The following is a 22,478-nucleotide window of genomic DNA, read 5'->3' on the forward strand; positions in this document are numbered from 1 at the left end:
ACCAATCCTTTAAATAGTTTGACAATTCTCATTTATTTTTAATATATTACCTTGTTTACTTGCGTTACGCAATACTTCTTAGAAATTTTTTTTCAATCTGCCAGTTAACCTTAATAATAGCGATACAAAGAAGTTGAATCAAATGGTAAAAAAGAGGATTATTTGATAAACTTATTCTGATATGTGCAAGTCTTGAAAGGATGACCGTTATGACACCAAATCGCGAAGATTATTTAAAATTGATTTTAGAACTGGGCGGCGACAAAAAGAAAGTCAGCAATAAACAAATTGTTTCTGGTTTGACAATATCCGGTGCCTCTGTCAGTGAAATGATTTCAAAATTAGTAAAAGAAGGACTAGTTAGTCATTCACCTTACCAGGGTGTTCAGCTAACATCTTTAGGTTTAGAAAAAGCAAGTACCTTAGTTAGAAAACATCGGCTTTGGGAGGTCTTCCTCGTCAATCACTTAGGCTATTCTTGGAATGAAGTCCATGATGACGCCGAAGTGTTAGAACACGTTACGTCTTCACAATTGGAAAAAAGACTTAATACTTATCTTGAGCATCCTGCATACTGCCCGCATGGCGGTATGATACCACAAAATGGACAAGTAATTCATGAAAAAGAAAGACTAACTTTAGTTGACTATCCCATTAAGACAAAAATTCGTATCGCGCGCGTGTTAGACGAGAAAGATCTATTGGATTATCTAGTTAACCTCAAGGTGAATATCCATGAAGAATTTACCATTACTGATATTGCAGCTTATGAAGGTCCCATTACTTTAACAAACGATCAAAAGCAGGTAAGTATTAGTTACAAAGCTGCCAGCACAATTTTCGTTGATCAAATAGAAGGAGAGTAAAACTACATGGAACAATCAGCATTATTTACGATTTTTGGCGGTACCGGAGATCTAGCAAAAAGAAAGCTATATCCTTCATTATTCCGCTTGTATAAAAAAGGAACATTAAAAGAACATTTTGCTGTTATCGGAACGGCACGCAGACCTTGGAGTGATGAGCATTATCGTGAAATTGTCAAAGAAACCATTCAAGAATTGCAGCCAACTCCGGAAGAAGCAGAAAACTTTTCCAACCATTTTTACTACCTTTCACATAACGTGAATGATACTAAACACTATGATGAATTACGAGTTTTAACTGATAAATTGGATGAGCAATATCAATTATCTAACAATCGTATTTATTACCTGGCCATGGCACCTCAATTTTTTGGTACCATTGTTGAACATTTACAATCTCAAAGAATCCTGACTGAAAATGGCTTTAATCGTCTAGTTATTGAAAAACCATTTGGCTTTGACTATGATTCTGCTAATGAACTGAACCAGCAAATCCGAGCAGTCTTTCCTGAAAAAGATATTTTCCGAATTGATCATTACCTAGGAAAAGAAATGATTCAAAATATTTCCGTAGTACGTTTTGCTAATAATATTTTTGAATCTATGTGGAACAATCGCTATATTGATAATGTTCAAATTACGTTTTCTGAAAGTTTAGGTGTAGAAGATCGTGGAGGCTATTATGAAAATAGCGGAGCGTTGAAAGATATGGTACAAAATCATATCTTACAAGTAGTTTCTTTACTAGCAATGGAAGTCCCAGTTTCATTTTCAGATGAATCTATCCGCTTAGAAAAAGTTAAAGTTTTAGAGGCAATTCGACGTTATACTCCTGAAGAAGTAGAAGACAACTTTGTTCGTGGTCAATATGACGCTGGTAAGTTAGATGGTACTGAGTTTGCTCCTTATCGCAAAGAACCAAATGTAGCTGAAGACTCTTCCACTGAAACTTTTGTTGCTGGAAAATTCCTAATTGACAACTTCCGCTGGTCCGGTGTTCCTTTTTATATCCGTACCGGAAAACGGATGACTGAAAAAGGCACTCGTATCAATGTAATCTTTAAGCAGGTTCCAGTTAATGTTTTTCATTTTGACAATGAAGACGAGCAAGAATTGGCTCAAAATGTGTTAACTATTTATATTCAACCAACAGAAGGTTTTTCACTAACCTTAAATGGCAAACAAATCGGACAAGGTTTCAATCCTGAACCAGTAAAAATGGATTTTCGTCAGTCTGCTGAGGTAACCGAAAACAGCCCTGAAGCGTATGAAAAACTATTACTTGACGCTTTACGTGGCGATGGTACAAACTTCTCACACTGGGATGAGGTTGCCAACTCATGGGAAATAGTGGATCGCATTCGTAAAACCTGGGATCAATCCACTCCAGAATTTCCTAATTATGCCGCAGGAACCATGGGACCGAAAGCAGCCTTCGAACTACTTGAAAAAAATGGGCACGAATGGAATTGGCATCCAGATACTTGGTATCGTGAACGTGGCAAGCTATAATGAAAAAAAGAGCAAGCAATCACACAAGACTGCTTGCTCTTTTTCTTATTTTTCAAATCCTTCTGCTACTGCCTCAGGATAATTTTCTTCAACAATCTCTGCACAGGTTGCACATAAGCTTGGTAATTTTTCATCTTGGCCAACAGTTGTTCTTACTTGACGACAGCGATCACAAACTTCTCCTTCTGCTTTTTCAACTACTAAAGCCACATCATCAAATTTCATTGCAGTGTCAGGAGCTTGCTCTTTCGAAATGCTAAATGAATCTGGCGAAACAATCAGTAATTGTGGCAGGTCAGCATCTACCGCAGTTAACAATGCACGTACCTGTTCATTAGGATAGATAGTCAGTTTAGCCTCTAGAGAACGACCAATAATCTTTTCATTTCGTGCTGATTCTAGTGCTTTTAATACATTATCGCGAAACTCCATAAATGCTTTCCAGGTATCTAGCAATTCAGCCTGATTAGAAAATTCTTGATAACTTGGTAATTCAGCTAATTGAACATATTCTTCCTCTTCCTTCAGGAACGACCAAATTTCCTCTGCCGTATGTGGCAAAATTGGTGTTAACAGTTTTGTTAAAGCTACAGCAGACTGATAAAACACAGTTTGCATGCAACGACGTTCATACGCATCTTCTGCTTGAATGTAAACAACATCCTTGGCAAAATCTAAATAGAATGCTGACAAATCTGTCGTTAAGAAGTTAACGATTGTTTTATGGATGTGTACGAAGTTGTATTTTTCGTAGCCTTCCTCTCGAACACTTTTAATCACTTGATTTAATCGAACTAACATATACTTGTCAACAGAGCGTAATTTTTCGTAAGAAACAGTGTCTTTTTTAGGATCAAAATCTGTTGTATTAGCTAATAAGAAACGCATGGTATTACGAATTTTGCGATATACTTCAGCAATTTGATTCAGAATATCCATGGAAACACGTACATCTGATTCATAATCCACACTGCTAACCCAAAGACGTAAAATATCTGCTCCCATTTGTTTAATAACCTTATCAGGAACAATCGTATTTCCTAAAGATTTAGACATTTTTCGACCTTCACCATCTAAAGCAAAGCCTTGCGATAACACAGCCTTGTAAGGTGCTACTCCATTAATAGCAACACTAGTGGTGATACTCGAGTTAAACCAACCACGATATTGATCAGAGCCTTCCAAATACATGTCAGCAGGGAAAGTCAATTCCGGACGTTGACGCAACACTGCCTCATGAGAAGAACCTGAATCGAACCAAACGTCCATGATATCTGTTTCCTTTGTAAATTCTCCATTTGGTGACCCTGGATGAGTAAAGCCTTCTGGCAATAGCTCTTTTGCCTCTCTCTCAAACCAAACATTTGAACCATGCTCAGCAAATAAAGTGGCAATATGTTCAATAGTCTCTGGTGTAATAATCGCTTCCCCATTCTCAGCATAAAAAATTGGTAAAGGAACGCCCCAAGCACGTTGACGCGAAATTACCCAATCACCACGATCACGAATCATATTATACAAACGTGTTTTTCCCCAAGGAATAATCCAGTCTACTTTTTCAATCTCATCCAGAATATTTTGACGGAATTTATCAATCGACGCAAACCATTGTGGTGTCGCGCGATAGATCACAGGTTTCTTTGTCCGCCAATCATGCGGATAACTATGAGTAAAGAAGTCCAATTTCAATAAGTGTCCTTTTTCTTTCAGTAAATCAGTGATCATTGGATTAGCTTTATCATAAAAAATCCCTTCAAAACCAGGAGCTTCCTCAGTAAATACACCGCGATCATCTACTGGTGATAGTACATCCAAACCATATTTTTTTCCTGCGAAATAATCATCTTCACCGTGACCAGGAGCAGTATGAACCAATCCAGTACCTGCGTCTAAAGTAACATGATCACCTAAAATAACTAATGATTCTCGATCATAAAATGGATGTGTAGCAGTCATATATTCTAATTCAGTACCTTTCAGTTCTTTTAGAACATGTACAACTTCCCAACCAATTTCTTTTTGAACAGTTTCAATTAAATCTTTGGCAATCACATATTTTTTACCGTCTGCTTCTACTAACACATAAATATAACTTGGATTCACAGAAATCCCTTGATTAGCAGGTAATGTCCAAGGCGTAGTTGTCCAAATGACAAAAGAAGTATCGGAGTCCAACAGACCTTTTCCATCTTTAACTGGAAATGCGACATAAATTGATGCTGATTTCACATCTTTATACTCAATTTCCGCTTCAGCCAAAGACGACTCACTTGAAGGTGACCAATAAATTGGTTTTAATCCTTTATAGATGTAGCCCTTTTCAGCCATTTTACCAAACACACGAATTTCAGCAGCTTCATAATCGGGTGTTAAAGTAATATAAGGATGCTCCCAATCCCCTGCCACACCCAGTCGTTTAAAATCTTCGCGTTGAGTGTCTACTTGAGTTAGAGCATACTCATAACACTTTTGACGATATTCAGCCATTGTCATTTCTTTACGCTTAATACCTTTATTAGTCAGAACCTGTTCGATTGGTAAACCATGAGTATCCCAACCAGGAACATATGGTGCACGGAATCCAGACATTGATTTTGATCGGATGATAATATCTTTACTGATTTTGTTTAAAGCATGTCCAATATGAATATTTCCGTTTGCGTAAGGAGGCCCGTCATGTAACACGAAGGATGGTTTTCCTTCATTTAGTTTTTGACGTTTCTCATATACTTTATCTTCTTCCCAACCTTTCTCCCATTGACCTTCACGGTTTGGTAGATTCCCGCGCATTGGGAAAGCCGTTTTTCCTAATAATAGTGTATCTTTCATTTTCACTCTGCTTCGACTTCCTTTCTAAATAAAAAAAGACAAGCGCATCCCGCAAAGGGACGAACTTGTCGTGGTACCACCCAGATTTGAAATCAATTTGATTTCCTCTCCATCGTTAACGAGATGAACCGTTACTGATTACATACCTTCACCAGTAAAACAAACTAGAGGATCTGTCTCATTAGAGGGTCTGCCACTCTCACACCGTCAGTGGTTCGCTAAAAGATTCTAATCAGCTTTTCTGTTCTAGTTCTCGTCTACTTTATCTGTTTTAATTAACTCAGGAATATCGATAGTCAGTCCCATATCATCATGAGTAGAATCGATAGTTGACTCATCTGAGTTTACTGCAAAATCCAGATCATTGTCAAGCTCTTCAGCCAATACTTCCTTAATAATGTCATTACTATCATCAACGTATGCTGTCATAGGTTTTAATATTTCTTCCCAGTCACCACTTTTTGCTTGATCTAATTGGGTTTCCAGTAATAATAATAATTGTTGGTGGAAAGTACGAGTTTTTTTCTTCAAATCATTTGTTTCAGCAGCTAATTGACGAGCTTGACTAGTAGCATCACTTAAGATTTCTCTTGCTCGTTCTTCAGCAGTCGAAGTTAACAAGTGTGCTTTCTTCTCAGCATTGGTAATCAGTTCATCTGCGCGATTTTGAGCAGATGTTACGATCACTTCTGATTCCTTACTAGCAGAAGATTTTACTTTATCAGCAGTATCTTGTGCTACAACAATTGATTGGTTCAAAGCTTCTTTCAATTCATTGAAATATTCCAATTTCTCTTCAGCATGTTTCAATGCTTTTTCAAGCTCACGATTTTTAGAAATGCTATCTTCGTAATCTCTAACAATCATGTCTAAGAAATCATCAACTTCATCTTGGTTGTATCCTCGCATTTTAGTAGAGAAACTTTTATTTTGAATATCTAGTGGAGTTAAAGCCATTCATGTCACCTCATCAGTTTATTTTCGTAAAACGCCTAAGCGTAAACGGATTTTTTCTTTTTTAGTTTTTCCTTCAATTGCCTGAATTTGTATTCTTCCAAAACCTCTAATTGAAATTACGTCTAGTAAGTCCAATAAATAATCCGAACGTTCATTGATACTCCAATTTACTTTTACTTTACCAGATTCAACTAATTGTTTAGAACGCTGTCTGGAAATATTATATACGGTTGAAATTATCACATCAAGCCTTAATGAAGAGGCAGTTGTAATTTCTTCAGACCAGCTATCTTTTGGAACAATAATTTCAGTATATAGCTTTTCCTCTAAGTGAACAGTAACACGACCAATTTTAGTTATTTGGGATTCTATAAAATTAGACGTTTCACGGGCTAAGAAAACTTGCCATCTCTTGCCGTCAGAAATAATATCCCCAAAGTAATCCCGCTTTATTCCAACATTCATAAGTGTTCCTAATACTTTTCCATGAGATAGCTCTGTGAACTTTTGCGGATACTTTATTTCAATTGTTATAATTTCAAAATCGTCTTTAGATGGCTCGAAATACTCAGGATAAATCATACAGCGACAACGCTCAGCCTGTTCATAGCCTCCGAAGAACATAAATTTTAAATCACTATTTTCCCGTGTTAATGTCTCGAGAATGTATGCTTGTCGTGGATCAAGGAAACTTGTCAAATAAGGTGCATATTGGCTTTCAACTTGTTCTAACCAATCACCAACAGCATCTATAAACGGGCGTTCTTCAGGTCGAAAATGTTGATAGACATTCTCATTCATCCCCTTACCCCCTCTAATAAATCATGCTGTAAATTAGCGAATTAAGAATTCTCATGATAAAATTTAAAGCAATAATTGCTGCCATAACAGAAAAATCAATTCCACCAAACTGTAATGGCAAGCGACGAAATAAATCTAAGAATGGTTCACAAATACGACCAAGAAATTTTCCTAAGGCAGATTGATAGGCTCCAGGAAACCAAGAGAGTAATGCGTATACGACCAACAATATTGTGTAAAGATTAACCAAGCGATTAATTAAATTTAATAAGTTAAATAGTATCAACTAATTTTCTCCTTTTATAGTTCAAGTCCAAAGATGTCTTGATCCCCCATCGATTGTAATGTAGAGTTATCAACTTCCATATTTGTAGGTGTACATAAAAACATTTCATTTCCAACTCGTTTTATGTCACCGTCTATCATATATACCGCCCCTGTTAAAAAATCAACAATCCTTCTAGCACGGCCCTCATCTAGTGATTGAAAATTAATCAGCACTGCTTCGCCTTGAGCAATTCTTTTAGCAATAACCATAGCTTCATTATAAGCTTTGGGTTCTACAACAGATATCCGTTTACGTTCTCTCGTAGTTCCTACTGTTTGAGACGCTACTCTTTTTTTCATTGCTTCATTGTTAGGCATATTGATCACTTTTTCCGTTCCCTTTGCGGGAGAACCTGTCTCAACCTTGTTAGTAACAATTTGTTCACGTTGTCTTACTTTAGACGGCTGTTTGTTTGCCGACAATGTGCTTTCTATAGAACGCTTAACTGGTTCTTGACGTACTTGTTGCTTACTTTTATTTATCATAGGCTTTGCTTGTGTACGTCTCTCTCTCTTTGGTTGTTTTACAATAGTCTGTCGGGTAACAGGTGTCTCTTCATATACTTCCTCATCATCAGCTAAACCGAAGAAATCACTAATTTTTGCAAGATTAATGGCCATTGATTCCGTCCTATCCTTTCTTAAATAATGCTGTTCCTACACGAATATAGGTTGCACCTTCCATAATTGCCAGTGAAAAATCCTGGCTCATCCCCATACTAAGTTCTGTGCAAGGAGCATATTTCAGTTTTAGGGAACAAATCTTTTCCTGTAAATTTTTCAAGGAAGCAAAGATGCTCCGGATTGTTTCATCATCTGCATCAAAAGGTGCCATCGTCATTAGTCCAACCACATATACATTGGATAGATCTGATAACTTATGAACAAATGAGAGCAATTCCTCGGGATGTATACCATGCTTTGATTCTTCCCCTGAGATATTGACTTCAATGAAACAATTAATCTTATGCGAAGCTCTTTTTTGGATCTCTTGCGCTAAACGCAAACTATCCAAAGCATGGAAATAATTTATATGATTGATAATAGATTTTACCTTGCGTCGTTGCAAATTACCAATCAAATGCCAAGCTATTTGGGAATATTCACTTAAACTTTCTTTTTTCTCAAGAAGTTTGTCAACTCGATTTTCGGCTAAATTAGTTACCCCTAGTTTCACTAATTCTTCCGCAGCAATTGCGTCAACACTTTTCGTTACTGCAACTAGCGTTACTTCCTCAGGAGTACGTGAAACAAGAGCACACGACTCCTGAATCTCTTGCTCAATACTATGCAAGTTATCAGCGATCATGTGCTCTCCCCCTTTTATTTTCTACGGCGAAAGAATGGTGGTGTATCAAGTTCTTCGTCTTTTTCAGGTTTTACTTCTTCGCGAGTAAAAGTCTCAAATTCTTTCTTTTCGATATTTTCAAATTGAGTATCGTCTACTTTTGGACGAATGTTATCTTCCTTACGAATATCCCATTCACCAAACGCTGATTGTGATTCATTATTTTTTATAGGTTCAATATCTAAATTCGGTTTTTGTGGTACCGATTGAACTTGGCTAGTGCGTTGAGTACTGCGGCTAGCCTTTCGCTCCTTTTTTGTTGGGTCAATCCCCGTAGCGATTACTGTTACACGAATTTCATCGCCCAATTCCTCATTAATGGATGTTCCTAAAATAATATTTACGTCTCCAGTTGCAGCATTTGCAACAATATCCGAAGCATCTTGTGCTTCAAACAATGTCATATCTAGACCACCGGTTATGTTTAACAACACCTGCTCAGCACCATCTATAGATGTTTCTAATAATGGGGAAGAAATGGCTTTCTTAGTTGCTTCAACCACACGATCTTCACCGCTAGCAACACCTATTCCCATTAAAGCGGTACCTTGATCCGCCATCACTGTCTTAACATCTGCAAAGTCCAAATTAACATATCCAGGTGCAGTAATTAAATCTGAAATGCCCTGTACTCCTTGACGAAGAACGTTATCTGCTTCACGAAAAGCCTCAAGCATTGGTGTTTTCTTATCAACAACTTCCAACAAGCGATTGTTAGAAATAATTAACAGAGTATCTACATTTTCCTTAAGTAAAGATATGCCTTCAGCGGCAAAACGACCACGCTTTGGTCCTTCGAAACTAAAAGGACGAGTTACAACACCTACAGTTAGCGCACCCAACTCTTTTGCGATTTTTGCAACGATTGGAGCAGCTCCTGTTCCCGTTCCACCGCCCATACCAGCAGTAATAAATACCATGTCGGCACCTTGCAGAGCTTCTTGAATGGATTGTTCGCTTTCTTCAGCTGCTTTTTGACCCACTTCAGGTTGAGAACCTGCCCCTAGTCCACGTGTATATTTTGGACCTAATTGAATGACTGTTTCAGCCTTTGAGTTCTTTAAAGCTTGTACATCAGTATTCGCAGCAATAAATTCAACGCCTTTAACGTTTTCTTCGATCATACGATTAATTGCGTTTCCGCCGCCGCCGCCGACACCGATAACTTTAATAACTGCGCCTTCGTTAATATTGTTATCTATTGAGAATTCCATATTTTATTCCTCCTATGTGAGTTAATCAAAAATATTAGAGAAGAAGTCTTTAATCTTCCCGGTTACTTTTTCGTCGTTCTTTGGTTTAGTTTCTTCTTCGTATTCTTCCACAGCATCATAGTCATCATAGACTGGTGTAGTGGATACAGCTGAAACCTGCGGTGATAACGAAACTTTTTCGCCAGTCACTGCTGATTTTGCCAAGTGATAGACGTCGTTCAATTCAGCTGAATAATTAACAATACTTATCACATTGGTGAATACCGGATTTCGCAAGCCCATTTGATTTGGTACATGTAACTTAACGTTTGTACCAAAAACATCTTCAGCAAGCTCGACTACTCCAGGAATACTGGCAGCACCTCCAGATAGGACAATTCCTCCTGGTAAATCTAATGCTTCGATTTCATCTAAAGCGCCTTTTGCTTTACGAAAAATTTGTTCTAAGCGAGCTTCAATAATCTCAGCTAGATAACGTTCATCAATTTTTACAGGATCTGTTTTTCCAATTACATCAACTGGAAATTCTTCTTCTGCCGATGTTCTGGCTGGATAAGCATCCCCATAATTGATTTTTAAGGCTTCAGCATTGTTGAAAGAAGTATTCAATACAATCGAAATATCCTTTGTTACGTACTCTCCGCCTTCTTGATCAACATGCGTGAACTTTAATTGCTTATCATGCATTACAGCGGTTGTCGTTTGTCCGCCACCCATGTCAATCACAATTGTACCAAAATCCTTTTCGCCATCAGAAAGGATTGACTCAGTTAGCGCTAAAGGTGTAATAATCGTTTCAGCAACTGTTAACCCTGCTGTTTCAACACATTTTTTTATGTTGTGAATAATTGTTTTAGGGCCCGTGAAAACTAGACCAAACATTTCTAGACGTACACCAATCATACCACGAGGATCTTTGATTCCATCAAATCCATCAACAGTAAATTCTTGAGGTAATAAAGCTACGATTTGTCTTTCAGGAGGAATTGAACGAACCATTGCGGCAGAAGCAACGTTCCGTACATCATCATCAGTAATCTCTTTAGATTCACTATTCACCGCGATCATGCCTTGGCAAGGCTCGACTTCTAGAAGGTTTGCTGGCAATCCCACACTGACACTCTTGATTTGAATCCCTGCTTTTTCCTCGGCCTGTTTTACTGCTCGTTGAATTGCGTGAACCGTTTTATCGATGTCCACAATAATCCCACGATTGATTCCTTCTGATTTTGCATTTCCAACACCAATTATATTCATTTGGCTATCGATGTATTCGGCAACTACAACTTTAACAGATGTCGTTCCGATATCAAGGCCCACATACATTCCTGCTTTTGCCATGAATGGGATTCCCTCCTACTTAAAATTTCATTATCTAGATTGAAAATATCTGCTTTCAGTAAGCACGTCATATATTTCTTTCAAATATACTCACTGCCACCAATTTTACCACATTTTGCACGGAATTAAAAAGGAGAATCCGTATTTTCTTCGGATAATTTTAATCATTTTCAACCGAAGGACTAGTTTCTTCAGGTGGATTTTCTGTTGTACTTTCAATTGTATTTTGCTCAGTGTTATCTGAAGTTGTTTCTTCTGGATAAGAATAGCTGTAAATTCCGGCCTCCATATCAACTATACCTTTCATTTTTTGAGCATTCATTTCTTCGACAACTTGTGGATAATATTTCATTTTTTGACTCATATCATGAATAGAGACCAAAACCTGATTTCCATCATTCATAAAAATTTGGAGCAGACCTTTGTTCTCATTTGTAGGAGCATACTTTATTTGAGAAACACCTTGACGAACTTTCTCAGATAATGCGTCATACTGCTTCATTACTTCTAGTATTCTTTTGGGGCCAGTAAAACCTTCTAAGATTGGTAAAGTACCTTGTGGTTTCTCCACATTCATTGGAATTACTGTTCCGTTTGCAAGTACAGGAGAGTATTCATTATCATGTCCAAGGTAAGCTACTTCTTTGTACTCCTTGACATCAACTACAAATTTATTGATTCCATCAAAGCGAACACTCGCATCTTGTACTCTTAACTCTTGCTTTTTTAGTCGATCAATATGGTCATTGCGCTGAAAATACTGCGACCATAGATTATTCCCTACTGAAAAATTTAATTTATTGGCTATTTCTTCTGATGAAATTTGCTCATTGCCTTCAATTGAAACGCCTGACAAACGACTTAATGGAGAAACGTAATACAATAAGATCAACGCAGGAATCATAAACAAAACTATTAATATCGTGAGACGTTTGTACAAACGCCTATTCCGTTCGTGCCGGATATTAGGCAAACGATCTAAAAATGATCCGTTTACCGGTCCCAATTTCTTCTTTTCAGTTTTTTCTTCAGACTTTTCTGTATCCTCTAACCGTTCGCTATCTTCTTCATCTTTAACTTCCGTGTCCTCTATCGATATTTCTTGCTCAGATTCTTCCGTAAATTGTTTTTTGGATTCGTTCGGATGCATTTTCAAGTATTCTTGATTTGCTAACTGCCAAGGTGTTAGTTTGTCCTTATCATCTTTGTTATTTTCAGGTGTTTCTTGTTGGCTCAAGCCTATTCACCTCCTGCCATTATTCTACTTTATAATACTAGTTACTAAATGCCATAGTCGCTCCGCTGCATCCGGAATACCTTCTTTTTTTGACGATTCAGCCATTTGTTCCCTTAATTTATGATTATACATAATTGAATCAATTGTTTTTATTAAAATATCTCCATCCAATTTATCATCCTCAATCATTTCAACAGCTCCAGCCTCTACTAAACTTTGAGCATTCTTTGTTTGATGATCATTGGTCACATATGGACTAGGTATTAGTATTGCTGGAAGCCCTAAAGCTGTAAATTCCGCGATTGAAGTGGCCCCTGCACGGCCAATTAATAAATCAACATTTGCCATTACATCGGTCATATTTTTGATGTAAGGTTGCAAAGATATGTTAGTCCATGCTTTTCCTGCATCAAATTTCTCACTAAGCTCCTGAAAATACCTTTCTCCAGAAGAGTAAAGAATTTGATAATCTTTTTGTGCCAGTTGGGGTAACGCTTGGATAACCGCTTGATTTATTTTTAGTGCACCTTGGCTTCCACCAAAAATCAAGACAGTTGGACGTTCAGGAATTAGACCATAATCAGAAAGTACTTCTGATTTCCCATTTGCAACAACCTCTTGTGCACGAGGATTCCCTACTAAAACAGTCTTATCATCTGGGAAATATTGTTGAGCATCTGGAAAACATATTCCTACTTTATCAACAAACCGACTAAGAAATTTGTTCGTAATTCCAGGCACACTATTTTGTTCGTGGATAATCGTTGGGATTTTCAGACGTGCAGCGGCATACACAACAGATCCTGAAACATAGCCCCCAGTACCAATGACTACGTCTGGTTCAAATTCTTTTAAAATTTCTTTTGAACGTTTCAAACTTTTCATAAATAAATTCAAGGTTTGAATGTTATCCATAGATATTTTGCGTTTGAATCCTTGGATTTTTATTGTATTAAATGAAATTCCAGTTTCCGGTACAATTTTATTTTCCAGACCGCGATGTGTCCCGACATATAAAAACTCTGCATCAGGATCAATTTTCTTAACATAGCGGATAAAAGCAAGGGCTGGATATATATGTCCACCGGTCCCTCCACCTGTTACAAGTATCTTCATTTTTTTTCCTACTTTTCTAACTTTTCAACTGCTTGAACAAATTTATTTCCACGAATCTCAAAGCTGGGGTATTGGTCCCAGCTAGCGTTTGCAGGAGAAAGCAATATATTGTCTCCCGCCTCGCTATACTCATAAGCTAATTGTACAGCTGTTTCAACATTTTCAGTAAATAAAACTTTGTCAATTCCAGCTTTTTTAGCAGTTTCAGCTAATTTGTTTTTCGTTTCACCAAATAAAATAACTGCTTTTAATCCCCTAATAGCAGGAATTAATTCATCAAAGCTATTTCCCCGATCCAATCCACCTGCTAATAAGATTACTTTCTCATTTTCAAACCCACTTAAAGCCATTTCTGTAGCTAGGCTATTAGTAGCTTTTGAATCATTATAGAATTTGCGATCATTTATGGATTTTACGTATTGTGTACGATGAGGAACTCCATGAAAATGAGTCAAAGCTGAACGGATTGATTTATTAGAGACATTTTTTAACTTAGCAACAGCAATAGCCGCCAATGCATTCTCAATATTATGTTGTCCAGGAACCCCTAGCTTCTCAGCGTCAATAATCTTTTCATCTCTGTAGTATAGAGCACCATTTTTCAAATAAGTACCATTCTCTAAAGTTACTTTTGTTGAAAAAGGAATAATAGTTGCTTTACTTTTAGAGCTTAATTTACGCAACTCCATAGAATCCCAATTAATAACTAAATACTCTGATTTTGTCATATTTTTTTGAATAGCCCATTTCGCTGATACATAATTTTCACGGGATCCATGGTAATCTAAATGTGCCTCATAAATATTCGTTATTACAGCAATTTGAGGATGGAATTCAGTAATTCCCATCAGTTGAAAACTAGACATTTCCATCACAATGTCATCGGTTTTTTCTGTTTTTTGAGCAACTTCACTAGCTGGAAAACCAATATTCCCAGCTAAATAAGCTTTTCCCTTTTCTCTATTTTGATTCAACAAAAGTCCAATCATTGTAGTTGTGGTTGTCTTTCCATTAGTCCCTGTAATACCAATAATCGGGCATTCAGCAACCTGGTATGCCAATTCTACTTCTGTCAAGATTGGAATATGTAATGATTCAGCTTTTTCGACTAACGGATTACTATAGGGAATTCCTGGATTTTTAACCATTAATGAAAAATCTTCATCTAACAACTCAATTGGGTGGCTTCCAGTAATCACTCGAATACCATCTTCCAATAAATCCTGTGCTGCTGGATTATCTTCGAAAGGTTTTCCATCATTTACAGTAACAAGCGCGCCCAAGCGATGAAGCAACTTGGCCGCACTAAACCCACTCTTAGCTAAACCTAAGACCAGCACTTTTTCATTTTTATATCGTTCTATTTGCTTCATTATTTTCATCTCCTAAAGTACAATCACTAAAACTAGTATTGATACGGCCAAACTAATTAGCCAAAAAACAATATCAATCTTCCATTCAGTCCAACCAGACATTTCAAAATGATGATGCAAAGGAGACATTTTAAAAATGCGCTTGCCAGTTAATTTAAAAGAAGTGACCTGTAGCATTACACTAGCCGTCTCACAAACATATACTAAACCAACCAGTAATAATGTCCATTCCTGATGCAGCATGATAGAAACAGCTGCTAATAAACCTCCCAGAGATAATGATCCTACATCTCCCATAAAAATTTTGGCTGGTTTCTTATTATAAGGAAAGAAGCCAATTAAACCACCAATTATGCTTAAACAAACAATCAATACTTCATACTGTTGCTGATTCCAAGCAATAATAGCATATGTTGCAAAAGAAATTGTACCTAGGCCTGAGACTAAACCATCAATTCCATCAGTCAAATTGACTGCATTGGAAAAGCCAACAAGCCAAACAATCACGAACAATCCATAGACAATTCCCACAGACAATTCTAGACCAAAGAAATTCAATGAATCACTATACCCTGCAACATGATAAAAAATATAAAATAAAATAGCTACAACTAATTGTCCAATAAATTTTTGTCTAGAAGTTAAGCCTTCATTTTGTTTACGAGCTAATTTTAGAAAATCGTCTAAAAAACCAATCACACCATAAAGCACTAGTACAAATAGCAATAATAATAATGATGATGTCATTTTATCCTGCCATATACTAAACCATATAATGGTTATCACAGCAGCCGTTAAAAAACCAGCTCCACCCATTGTAGGTGTTCCTGCCTTAACATTATGCCATTCAGGTCCTTCGCCGCGAATAGCTTGACCTTGTTTCTTCATTCTAAAATAGCCAATTAAAAAAGGCATCCATGCGACAGTAATCGCAAAACTACTAACAAAAGCAATAAATAGTTGTGCCGGTTCCATTCTTTTCTCTCCAGTCCTAACTCAAGGTAATTTTCAATTTTTGTTTGGAAATTTCACTATAAGGCTCAATACTTTGTTTCGTACAATACCCTTCACCAGTAAACTCTACATCTATATCAAGTAAATTCGATAGTTTTAAGATATCTGCTTTAGACCAACCTCGTACGTCTGGCAATTCTTTAGTACCATCAGTTAAAAGAATTAGACGTTCATTTGACATTACTTTTTCACCTGGTTTAGATGATTGTTTTACCACCTTACTACCGTTTCCAACAACAACAGCATTTACACCGCGTTTATTTGCATCTCCTGCTGCAATATCAGTTTTTAGGTTACGATAGTCCGCAACAGTAACCTGCTGTTCTTCAGAGTTATTTATGTCAGCTTCTTCTGACTGAAATTCCATTGCACGGTTCAACAACGGATTTGCAATTTCCCCCAATACGCCTTCTGGATAATGCTCAGGCTGTTTCAAGGTCAAGTACAAAATAAATTCAGGATCTTCGGACGGCAGCATCAAAGCAATGGAATAAATATAATTAGTGTCTCCTGTTAAATAAGCCCCATCCTTGAAAATCTGTGCCGTTCCTGTCTTAGCAGAAATATGATAGCCAGGTACACTATATTGATCATATGCTGAACCATAGTCCTGACTTTCTATTACATCCCGCATGTATTCACGTACTTTTTTTGCGGTTTCTGCAGTGATTGGTTCTCCAACTACTTCAGGTTTTGTAACTATCTCTTTGTTAGTATTGGGATTAACCATTTTTTTAATATAATGTGGTTGAAGCATTTTCCCATCATTTGCAATAGCTGTATAACCTCTCATCATTTGAAAGTTCGTTACCCCGATTGCTTGCCCATAGGCACTCATTGCTTGATCGACAATATTACTTGTAGGCATAGTTCCTTTACTTTCCCCAGGAAGTCCAGAATAAGTGCTTTGCCCAAAACCAAATTGCTTCAAATAATCAGGCCATTTATCACCTAAGCGTTCTTCCAGCATTACCATACCAACATTACTAGACCAAGAAAGAGCTTGCCGCATAGTCAAAATACCTTTTGCTCCTAAGTCATGGTCATTTATCGTTGCATCCCCAACGTTAATCTTTCCCGAAGCAAAACTTTCATTTTCGTTGAAGATACCTTCGTTTACAGCAGCCGCTGTAGTAAATATCTTCATAGTTGATCCTGGCTCATAGCTGTCTTCAACTAGAATATTTCGCCAAACAGAGTCATCCCCTAATCCTTCTTTAGTTTCAGGATTATAAGTGGGACGTTGTGACATAGCTAAAATCTCACCAGTTTTAGCTTGCATTAATGTAGCTGTCATGTCGGCTGGTTTCGTTTCTTCACTTACTTCATCCATCAAAGTTTCTAAATAGCTCTGCAAGCCAGCATCTAATGTAGTATATATGTCTTCTCCATCTTCAGAAGCTTTTTGTTCAGCTACAGTACCTGGCAACGGGTTTTGATTATTATCCTTTTGATAAACGATCTTACCATCTTTGCCTTTAAGTACATCATCATACGCAGCTTCCAGTCCAGTCACTCCGCTAAGTTTTTCGTTCTTATCAGGAGAAGCATATCCAATAAAATAAGAAGCGAATGCTCCGTTAGGATACATCCTTTTGGTATGATCCTCGAAATAGAGACCTTTTATTTTAGCTTGTTTCATTGATTTCTCGATTTTTTGCTTAGTTTCCTCTGAAATATTTTTCCCCCATGGATTGAATTCTACTTGATATAAATTATCTTTTTTTCCATCTTTCAGTTTCTTCAAAGCACTACTTTTTTTAGCTCCTAATTGTTCATGCATAATTTCAGCTAATTTATCAAAATCCTTTTCTTGAGCATATAACTTTTCATTACCTGACATATACCTTTCTGAAAGAACCGCATAAATAGAATAAGAGGTAGCATCTTCAGCGATAGCTTCTCCATTACGATCATAAATAGTGCCTCGCTTCGCAGGCACTATTTGCTCACCTCGATAAAGCTCTTCTGTTTTTTCTTTAAGTGATGTACCCGCGACGTGCCCACCAGCTACAACAAATATCATTCGTCCAGCAAACAAAAAGAACAATCCAATACTCGTAGCAAATAAAAGAATACCTACTTTTTTGCGATTGTTCATCGGAGTTAAATTTTTTTTACGGATTTTACGTTTAATCCTCTTAAAGCTCATTTACTTCACTTTCCTTAAATTCTCGTCATTGATTGAAAGCCCATCTTTCTCAGCGATTTCCTTCAACCGATCAGAACGAGATAATTCATTCTTTTCTTGTTGCAATTGTGTCGCTGTTTTTTCTTTTTTATCAATTTCAGTTTGTGTATTTGTAATATCATTTTGCGTTTTACTGATATCATTTCGGGTATTTACCATAATAATTGCCATACTAATAAGCATAGCTAATAGTCCAACTGCAACAATCTTTTCAATACGAGAGATTTTCTTTAAGCGATCTGCCGGAGAAACAAAGACTTCGAAAGAATCTGGCGTTTGGATTGGTTGTTCAGGTTGTGCATAATCAAATTGTGTCTGTTGATTATTTTTTAATTCAGCCATAATCCTTATCCTTCCTTTGTTTTTTCTACGATCCTTAATTTCGCGCTTCGTGCACGGTTATTTTCTTCAAGTTCTTTAGTTGACGGAACTATCGGTTTTCTATTTACTAATTTTAACATAGGTTGAAACTCTTCAGGTACTACAGGTAGGCCTGGTGGTACATCTTTTGGCGAACTGTATTCCTTGAAAATATTTTTTACAATGCGATCTTCTAATGAGTGAAATGTGATCACACTAATCCTTCCTTGTGGGGCAATCAAGTGAATTGCTTGCTCTAATGAAGTTTCAATTGCACCCAGCTCATCATTAACAGCAATTCGAATAGCTTGAAAGACACGCTTAGCTGGATGCCCACCTTTTCTTCTTGCAGGAGCTGGAATTGCCTCCTTAATAAGATCAACCAGTTCACCCGTAGTCTTAATAGGTGACTCTTCTCGCTTACGTTCGATTAAGCGTGCAATTTGTTTAGAAAATTTTTCTTCACCATAACGGAAAAAAATCTTCACTAAATCTTGATAGGAATAGTTATTTACGACATGGTAGGCACTTAAAGAAGCATGCTGATCCATACGCATGTCTAAAGGTGCATTTTGATGATAGCTGAAACCACGATCGGCTTCGTCTAATTGCGGGGATGAAACACCTAAATCATATAGGATACCATCAACGGCTGCAATATCTAAAAGGGCAAGCTGATCTGCAAGCTCTCTAAAATTGGCCTTAATAAACGTAACTTGTCCACGCTCTATATACTTTTTCAGGCGTATACCGGCGTTATCAATCGCCTTTTGGTCTTGATCAAATGCAAAAAGATGACCATTCCCATTTAATTGTTGAAGCAAGTACTCACTGTGTCCAGCTCCGCCAAGTGTACAGTCAACATAAATTCCATCAGGTTTAATAGCCAACCCGTCTACTGTTTCATTTAGCAAAACAGTTGTATGTTGAAAGTCTTCCGTCATCAAAAATCCTCTTCCCTAAAATCCAAAATCTACCATTGTCTCCGCAATGTCATCAAAACTAGCTTCTGTTTCTATTGTAAACTCACGCCAACGCGTTTCGTTCCATATTTCGATTCGGTTTGCTACTCCAATAATCACACATTCTTTTTCTAAATCAGCATGGCCTCTTAGAGTAGCTGGAATGTTAATTCGACCTTGTTTATCAATTTCACATTCAGTTGCAGCAGAATAAAAGAACCGAACAAATGCTCGTGCATCTTTTTTAGATAATGGCATCTCGTTCAACTTTTCTTCAAGCTCATTCCATTGAGTCATAGGGTAACCAAATAAACAGCCATCCATACCACGAGTGACTACAAATTTTTCCCCAAGTTGTTCACGCAATTTCGAAGGCACAATTAATCGACCTTTTGCATCAATATTGTGCTGAAATTCTCCCATGAACATCTAGTTTCACCCCTATTCCCCACTGCATGAGTTTAGTCTACCACAATCCCCCACAATCTACCACATTTTCCAGGAAACAATAAACAGAGTTGTCTGACCTTCACTAACCATATTAAATTGTCAATGATAATGCATCTTTTTATCAGTTTTTTTAAAGACTTTTATCAGAAAACAAGGCGTATAAAACTAGCAATTATCAAGATAAAATACATCACTACAGATAATAAAAATGTCATTCGCCAAAACATCTTAAAAAATCGTCCATAAATAATTTCACGGTACCGATAAGCTTGAAATAAAACCACAGCAATTCCTAACAATAAGATTGTAAGCAAAAAATACGGTAAAATAGAAAATGTACTAATATGCTTTGAAATCTCATGCATACCTACGAATAAAAATGGGACAGATATATCCGGTACCTTAATATTAAAACGTTGCTTCAATTTTAATACACTTACGATATAATCTGAACCTAATAGTATGATGACAGGGAAAACATACCATAATAATAATATCGGTGAAAATGACCCCAACACACCCATTCCTTCCTATTTATAACTACTAACGACACTATACTTCATTATCATTACATTTTCGTTTCAGTTTATTTAAAATCTAGTAGATTTAGTAACTCTTAACAAAGGCCATTCTTTCTTCATATTTCTCAAGAAATGCTTATAATTTTTATATTAGTCGAAGTAAGTTTGCAGAGGCTGCTATTTTAGAGTATCATACTTGTGAATATGTACAAGGACGGTGGCAAAATTGAAAGAAAAAAAGGCAACTAGCACTTTTTCAAAAATCACTAAAATTGTTATTTGGGCTATGTTGATTTTAATCGTTGGATCACTTGTTATTAGCAGCCTTATAAGCATTATGTAAAAAATACCACTGCTCCTTTCATCAGGAGCGGTGGTATTTTTTACTGTTTTGCCATTGCCAGCAATTCCCTGGCATGCTGAACTGTTAGATCAGTTATTTCAGCACCTGCTAACATTCTAGCTATCTCATTTGTCCGTTTGTCTTCAGGTAGTTCTTCCACCTTGGTTATCGTACGCCCATTAATAATCTCTTTTTCAATAAAAAGTTGATGATCTGCTTTTGCAGCCACTTGGGGTAAATGTGTGATACACAGTACTTGCGAATTTTTACCTATTTGATAAATTTTATCCGCAATAGCTTGAGCTACTCTCCCGCTAACTCCAGTATCCACTTCATCAAATACAATACTCGTTAATTCTTGAGTTTTAGAGAATATGGTTTTTAGCGCCAGCATAATTCTTGAAACCTCACCACCAGATGCAACCTTAACTAGCGGTTTTAATGGTTCACCAGGATTAGTTGTAATATAGAATTCAATCTGATCCACACCTTCCTCATGAAAAACATTTTTCTTGAACTCAACCTGAAAACGAGCATTTTCCATATATAACTGTTTTAACTCTTGCTGAATAGCTTTTTCCAAGTTCTCCGCTATCTTTTTACGTTCAGCATGTAATTCATTGGCACCTGTTCGAAGTCCCTTTTCTTTGTTCAAAAGTTCATTTTCCAACTGTTCAAGTTTACCTTCTGAAAAATCTGAATCCAACAATTCTTGACTGATTGTGTGATAATAATCCAAAATCACTTCGATAGAATCACCATATTTTCGCTTTAATTGATGAATAAGATCTAATCGTTCATTCACCAGCTCTAACCTTTGTTCATCCATTTCTAGAGCATCCAGCTGACGACTTATCTCACTAGCAGCGTCTTGCAGTAAATAGTAGGCACTGCTAACATTCTCAGAAATCGTTTGATATTCATCATCTAATGAGGTTATGGATTGAAGTTCTTGACTAACAGATCCGATGGTATCTAATGCTCCAGCTTCATCGTTAGACAACCCCTGATAACTATAGGAAAGGGTATCAACAATTCGTTGGAAATTCATAAGTTTGTCTCGTTCTTCAATTAAACGTTCTTCTTCACCAGTTTCTAATTGAGCATTACCAATTTCTTCTTGCTGAAAAGTCAGCATATCAATTCGTTGTACAAAAGATTGCTCATTTTGCTTGTATTTATTTACGCGCTTTACTAAGTCAACATATTCTCTATAGGATGCCTGATACGTACGTTTATTTTTTTGAAATTCTTTTGAACCGAAACTATCTAGTAATCGCAGATGAGAATCAGGATTCATTAACTCTTGATGATCATTTTGACCTTGAATATCTACAATATATTGACCGATTTTTCGTAAGTTTGCTAATGTTACGGTCCTTCCGTTAATCCGACATATATTTTTTCCAGATATATTCATATCTCGTTGAACAATTAATATATTTTCCTCAGTATAAATGCCTAATTCTTCTACTAATTCTTCAAACTCAACTTGTTTTGGCAGATCAAAAATACCCTCTAATAAACAATGATCACTCCCTTGTCGGATATATTCTATTGAAGAACGCGCTCCTGCTAACAGGCTGACCGCGTCAATAATAATAGATTTACCTGCACCTGTTTCCCCAGTTAACGCTGTCATTCCATTGGTAAAAGTTAGATGCAAAGAAGAAATAATTGCAAAATTTTTGATTGTCAATTCTTGCAACATAATTG

Annotated in this window: 21 protein-coding genes; 3 read left to right on the forward strand and 18 right to left on the reverse strand. The window is 36.8% G+C overall.

Annotation, left to right across the window (positions count from 1 at the left end):
- Positions 1-209: 209 nt before the first annotated feature.
- The gene (efaR, locus tag I588_RS15015; protein ID WP_010759608.1) at positions 210-866 is read left to right on the forward strand and encodes a transcriptional regulator EfaR; all 657 of its coding nucleotides are present in this window, start codon (positions 210-212) and stop codon (positions 864-866) included.
- Between the two features lie 6 nt (positions 867-872).
- A complete protein-coding gene (gene zwf, locus I588_RS15020) occupies positions 873-2,378 on the forward strand; it encodes a glucose-6-phosphate dehydrogenase (protein WP_010759609.1) in 1,506 nt (501 codons plus the stop codon).
- Positions 2,379-2,423: 45 nt separating this feature from the next.
- Here zwf and ileS read toward each other — a convergent pair whose 3' ends face one another.
- The 17 genes from ileS to I588_RS15105 all read right to left on the reverse strand — a co-directional run bounded on the left by ileS (position 2,424) and on the right by I588_RS15105 (position 20,422).
- A complete protein-coding gene (gene ileS, locus I588_RS15025) occupies positions 2,424-5,213 on the reverse strand; it encodes an isoleucine--tRNA ligase (RefSeq protein ID WP_034694419.1) in 2,790 nt (929 codons plus the stop codon).
- 240 nt (positions 5,214-5,453) lie between these two features.
- Entirely contained in the window at positions 5,454-6,164 is a 711-nt protein-coding gene (locus I588_RS15030) for a DivIVA domain-containing protein (RefSeq protein ID WP_010759611.1), read from the reverse strand.
- A gap of 18 nt (positions 6,165-6,182) precedes the next feature.
- On the reverse strand, positions 6,183-6,965 hold the full coding sequence (locus I588_RS15035) for a YlmH family RNA-binding protein (protein ID WP_010759612.1): 783 nt from the start codon (positions 6,963-6,965) through the stop codon (positions 6,183-6,185).
- A 13-nt stretch (positions 6,966-6,978) separates the two neighbouring features.
- On the reverse strand, positions 6,979-7,248 hold the full coding sequence (locus I588_RS15040; protein WP_034694602.1) for a YggT family protein: 270 nt from the start codon (positions 7,246-7,248) through the stop codon (positions 6,979-6,981).
- 17 nt (positions 7,249-7,265) lie between these two features.
- Positions 7,266-7,913 (reverse strand): cell division protein SepF, encoded by a 648-nt coding sequence (locus I588_RS15045; RefSeq protein WP_010759614.1) that lies wholly within the window; start codon positions 7,911-7,913, stop codon positions 7,266-7,268.
- Positions 7,914-7,923: 10 nt separating this feature from the next.
- Positions 7,924-8,601: a YggS family pyridoxal phosphate-dependent enzyme gene (locus I588_RS15050; RefSeq protein WP_010759615.1), complete on the reverse strand. Its 678-nt coding sequence runs from the start codon at positions 8,599-8,601 to the stop codon at positions 7,924-7,926.
- 14 nt (positions 8,602-8,615) lie between these two features.
- A complete protein-coding gene (ftsZ, locus tag I588_RS15055; RefSeq protein ID WP_010759616.1) occupies positions 8,616-9,854 on the reverse strand; it encodes a cell division protein FtsZ in 1,239 nt (412 codons plus the stop codon).
- A gap of 21 nt (positions 9,855-9,875) precedes the next feature.
- Complete coding sequence (ftsA, locus tag I588_RS15060) at positions 9,876-11,195, reverse strand: cell division protein FtsA (RefSeq protein ID WP_010759617.1); 1,320 nt, start codon at positions 11,193-11,195, stop codon at positions 9,876-9,878.
- 160 nt (positions 11,196-11,355) lie between these two features.
- Complete coding sequence (locus tag I588_RS15065) at positions 11,356-12,432, reverse strand: cell division protein FtsQ/DivIB (RefSeq protein WP_010759618.1); 1,077 nt, start codon at positions 12,430-12,432, stop codon at positions 11,356-11,358.
- Positions 12,433-12,456: 24 nt separating this feature from the next.
- On the reverse strand, positions 12,457-13,548 hold the full coding sequence (murG, locus tag I588_RS15070) for an undecaprenyldiphospho-muramoylpentapeptide beta-N-acetylglucosaminyltransferase (RefSeq protein WP_010759619.1): 1,092 nt from the start codon (positions 13,546-13,548) through the stop codon (positions 12,457-12,459).
- 8 nt (positions 13,549-13,556) lie between these two features.
- Entirely contained in the window at positions 13,557-14,921 is a 1,365-nt protein-coding gene (gene murD / locus I588_RS15075) for a UDP-N-acetylmuramoyl-L-alanine--D-glutamate ligase (RefSeq protein WP_010759620.1), read from the reverse strand.
- 12 nt (positions 14,922-14,933) lie between these two features.
- Positions 14,934-15,896 (reverse strand): phospho-N-acetylmuramoyl-pentapeptide-transferase, encoded by a 963-nt coding sequence (gene mraY, locus I588_RS15080; RefSeq protein ID WP_010759621.1) that lies wholly within the window; start codon positions 15,894-15,896, stop codon positions 14,934-14,936.
- A 16-nt stretch (positions 15,897-15,912) separates the two neighbouring features.
- Positions 15,913-18,087, reverse strand: coding sequence for a penicillin-binding transpeptidase domain-containing protein (locus I588_RS15085; protein WP_010759622.1), 2,175 nt, complete (start codon positions 18,085-18,087; stop codon positions 15,913-15,915).
- Positions 18,088-18,468, reverse strand: a complete 381-nt coding sequence (ftsL, locus tag I588_RS15090; protein ID WP_010759623.1) for a cell division protein FtsL — start codon at positions 18,466-18,468, stop codon at positions 18,088-18,090. It lies immediately after the preceding gene.
- A 5-nt stretch (positions 18,469-18,473) separates the two neighbouring features.
- On the reverse strand, positions 18,474-19,430 hold the full coding sequence (rsmH, locus tag I588_RS15095) for a 16S rRNA (cytosine(1402)-N(4))-methyltransferase RsmH (protein ID WP_010759624.1): 957 nt from the start codon (positions 19,428-19,430) through the stop codon (positions 18,474-18,476).
- A gap of 15 nt (positions 19,431-19,445) precedes the next feature.
- Positions 19,446-19,877, reverse strand: coding sequence for a division/cell wall cluster transcriptional repressor MraZ (mraZ, locus tag I588_RS15100; RefSeq protein ID WP_010759625.1), 432 nt, complete (start codon positions 19,875-19,877; stop codon positions 19,446-19,448).
- Positions 19,878-20,041: 164 nt separating this feature from the next.
- A complete protein-coding gene (locus tag I588_RS15105; RefSeq protein ID WP_010759626.1) occupies positions 20,042-20,422 on the reverse strand; it encodes a DUF3397 domain-containing protein in 381 nt (126 codons plus the stop codon).
- A 214-nt stretch (positions 20,423-20,636) separates the two neighbouring features.
- Between I588_RS15105 and I588_RS26925 the strand changes: the two genes are divergently transcribed.
- Positions 20,637-20,762, forward strand: a complete 126-nt coding sequence (locus I588_RS26925) for a DUF4044 domain-containing protein (RefSeq protein ID WP_425387139.1) — start codon at positions 20,637-20,639, stop codon at positions 20,760-20,762.
- Between the two features lie 40 nt (positions 20,763-20,802).
- Here the strand turns inward: I588_RS26925 and recN are convergent, their stop codons facing one another.
- Positions 20,803-22,473 (reverse strand): DNA repair protein RecN, encoded by a 1,671-nt coding sequence (gene recN / locus I588_RS15110; protein WP_010759627.1) that lies wholly within the window; start codon positions 22,471-22,473, stop codon positions 20,803-20,805.
- Positions 22,474-22,478: the final 5 nt, after the last annotated feature.

This window comes from Enterococcus pallens ATCC BAA-351, assembly GCF_000407485.1.
Lineage (GTDB): Bacteria > Bacillota > Bacilli > Lactobacillales > Enterococcaceae > Enterococcus_A > Enterococcus_A pallens.

Excerpts from the sequence above, each read along its gene's own strand:
- I588_RS15045 (WP_010759614.1), bottom strand. The coding sequence starts at position 7,913 with ATGGCCATTAATCTTGCAAAAATTAGTGATTTCTTCGGTTTAGCTGAT.
- I588_RS15030 (WP_010759611.1), bottom strand. The coding sequence starts at position 6,164 with ATGGCTTTAACTCCACTAGATATTCAAAATAAAAGTTTCTCTACTAAA.
- murD (WP_010759620.1), bottom strand. The coding sequence starts at position 14,921 with ATGAAGCAAATAGAACGATATAAAAATGAAAAAGTGCTGGTCTTAGGT.
- I588_RS15035 (WP_010759612.1), bottom strand. The coding sequence starts at position 6,965 with ATGAATGAGAATGTCTATCAACATTTTCGACCTGAAGAACGCCCGTTT.
- zwf (WP_010759609.1), top strand. The coding sequence starts at position 873 with ATGGAACAATCAGCATTATTTACGATTTTTGGCGGTACCGGAGATCTA.
- ftsA (WP_010759617.1), bottom strand. The coding sequence starts at position 11,195 with ATGGCAAAAGCAGGAATGTATGTGGGCCTTGATATCGGAACGACATCT.
- mraZ (WP_010759625.1), bottom strand. The coding sequence starts at position 19,877 with ATGTTCATGGGAGAATTTCAGCACAATATTGATGCAAAAGGTCGATTA.
- I588_RS15050 (WP_010759615.1), bottom strand. The coding sequence starts at position 8,601 with ATGATCGCTGATAACTTGCATAGTATTGAGCAAGAGATTCAGGAGTCG.
- I588_RS15105 (WP_010759626.1), bottom strand. The coding sequence starts at position 20,422 with ATGGGTGTGTTGGGGTCATTTTCACCGATATTATTATTATGGTATGTT.
- ftsZ (WP_010759616.1), bottom strand. The coding sequence starts at position 9,854 with ATGGAATTCTCAATAGATAACAATATTAACGAAGGCGCAGTTATTAAA.
- efaR (WP_010759608.1), top strand. The coding sequence starts at position 210 with ATGACACCAAATCGCGAAGATTATTTAAAATTGATTTTAGAACTGGGC.
- mraY (WP_010759621.1), bottom strand. The coding sequence starts at position 15,896 with ATGGAACCGGCACAACTATTTATTGCTTTTGTTAGTAGTTTTGCGATT.
- ftsL (WP_010759623.1), bottom strand. The coding sequence starts at position 18,468 with ATGGCTGAATTAAAAAATAATCAACAGACACAATTTGATTATGCACAA.
- I588_RS15085 (WP_010759622.1), bottom strand. The coding sequence starts at position 18,087 with ATGAGCTTTAAGAGGATTAAACGTAAAATCCGTAAAAAAAATTTAACT.
- rsmH (WP_010759624.1), bottom strand. The coding sequence starts at position 19,430 with ATGACGGAAGACTTTCAACATACAACTGTTTTGCTAAATGAAACAGTA.
- murG (WP_010759619.1), bottom strand. The coding sequence starts at position 13,548 with ATGAAGATACTTGTAACAGGTGGAGGGACCGGTGGACATATATATCCA.
- recN (WP_010759627.1), bottom strand. The coding sequence starts at position 22,473 with ATGTTGCAAGAATTGACAATCAAAAATTTTGCAATTATTTCTTCTTTG.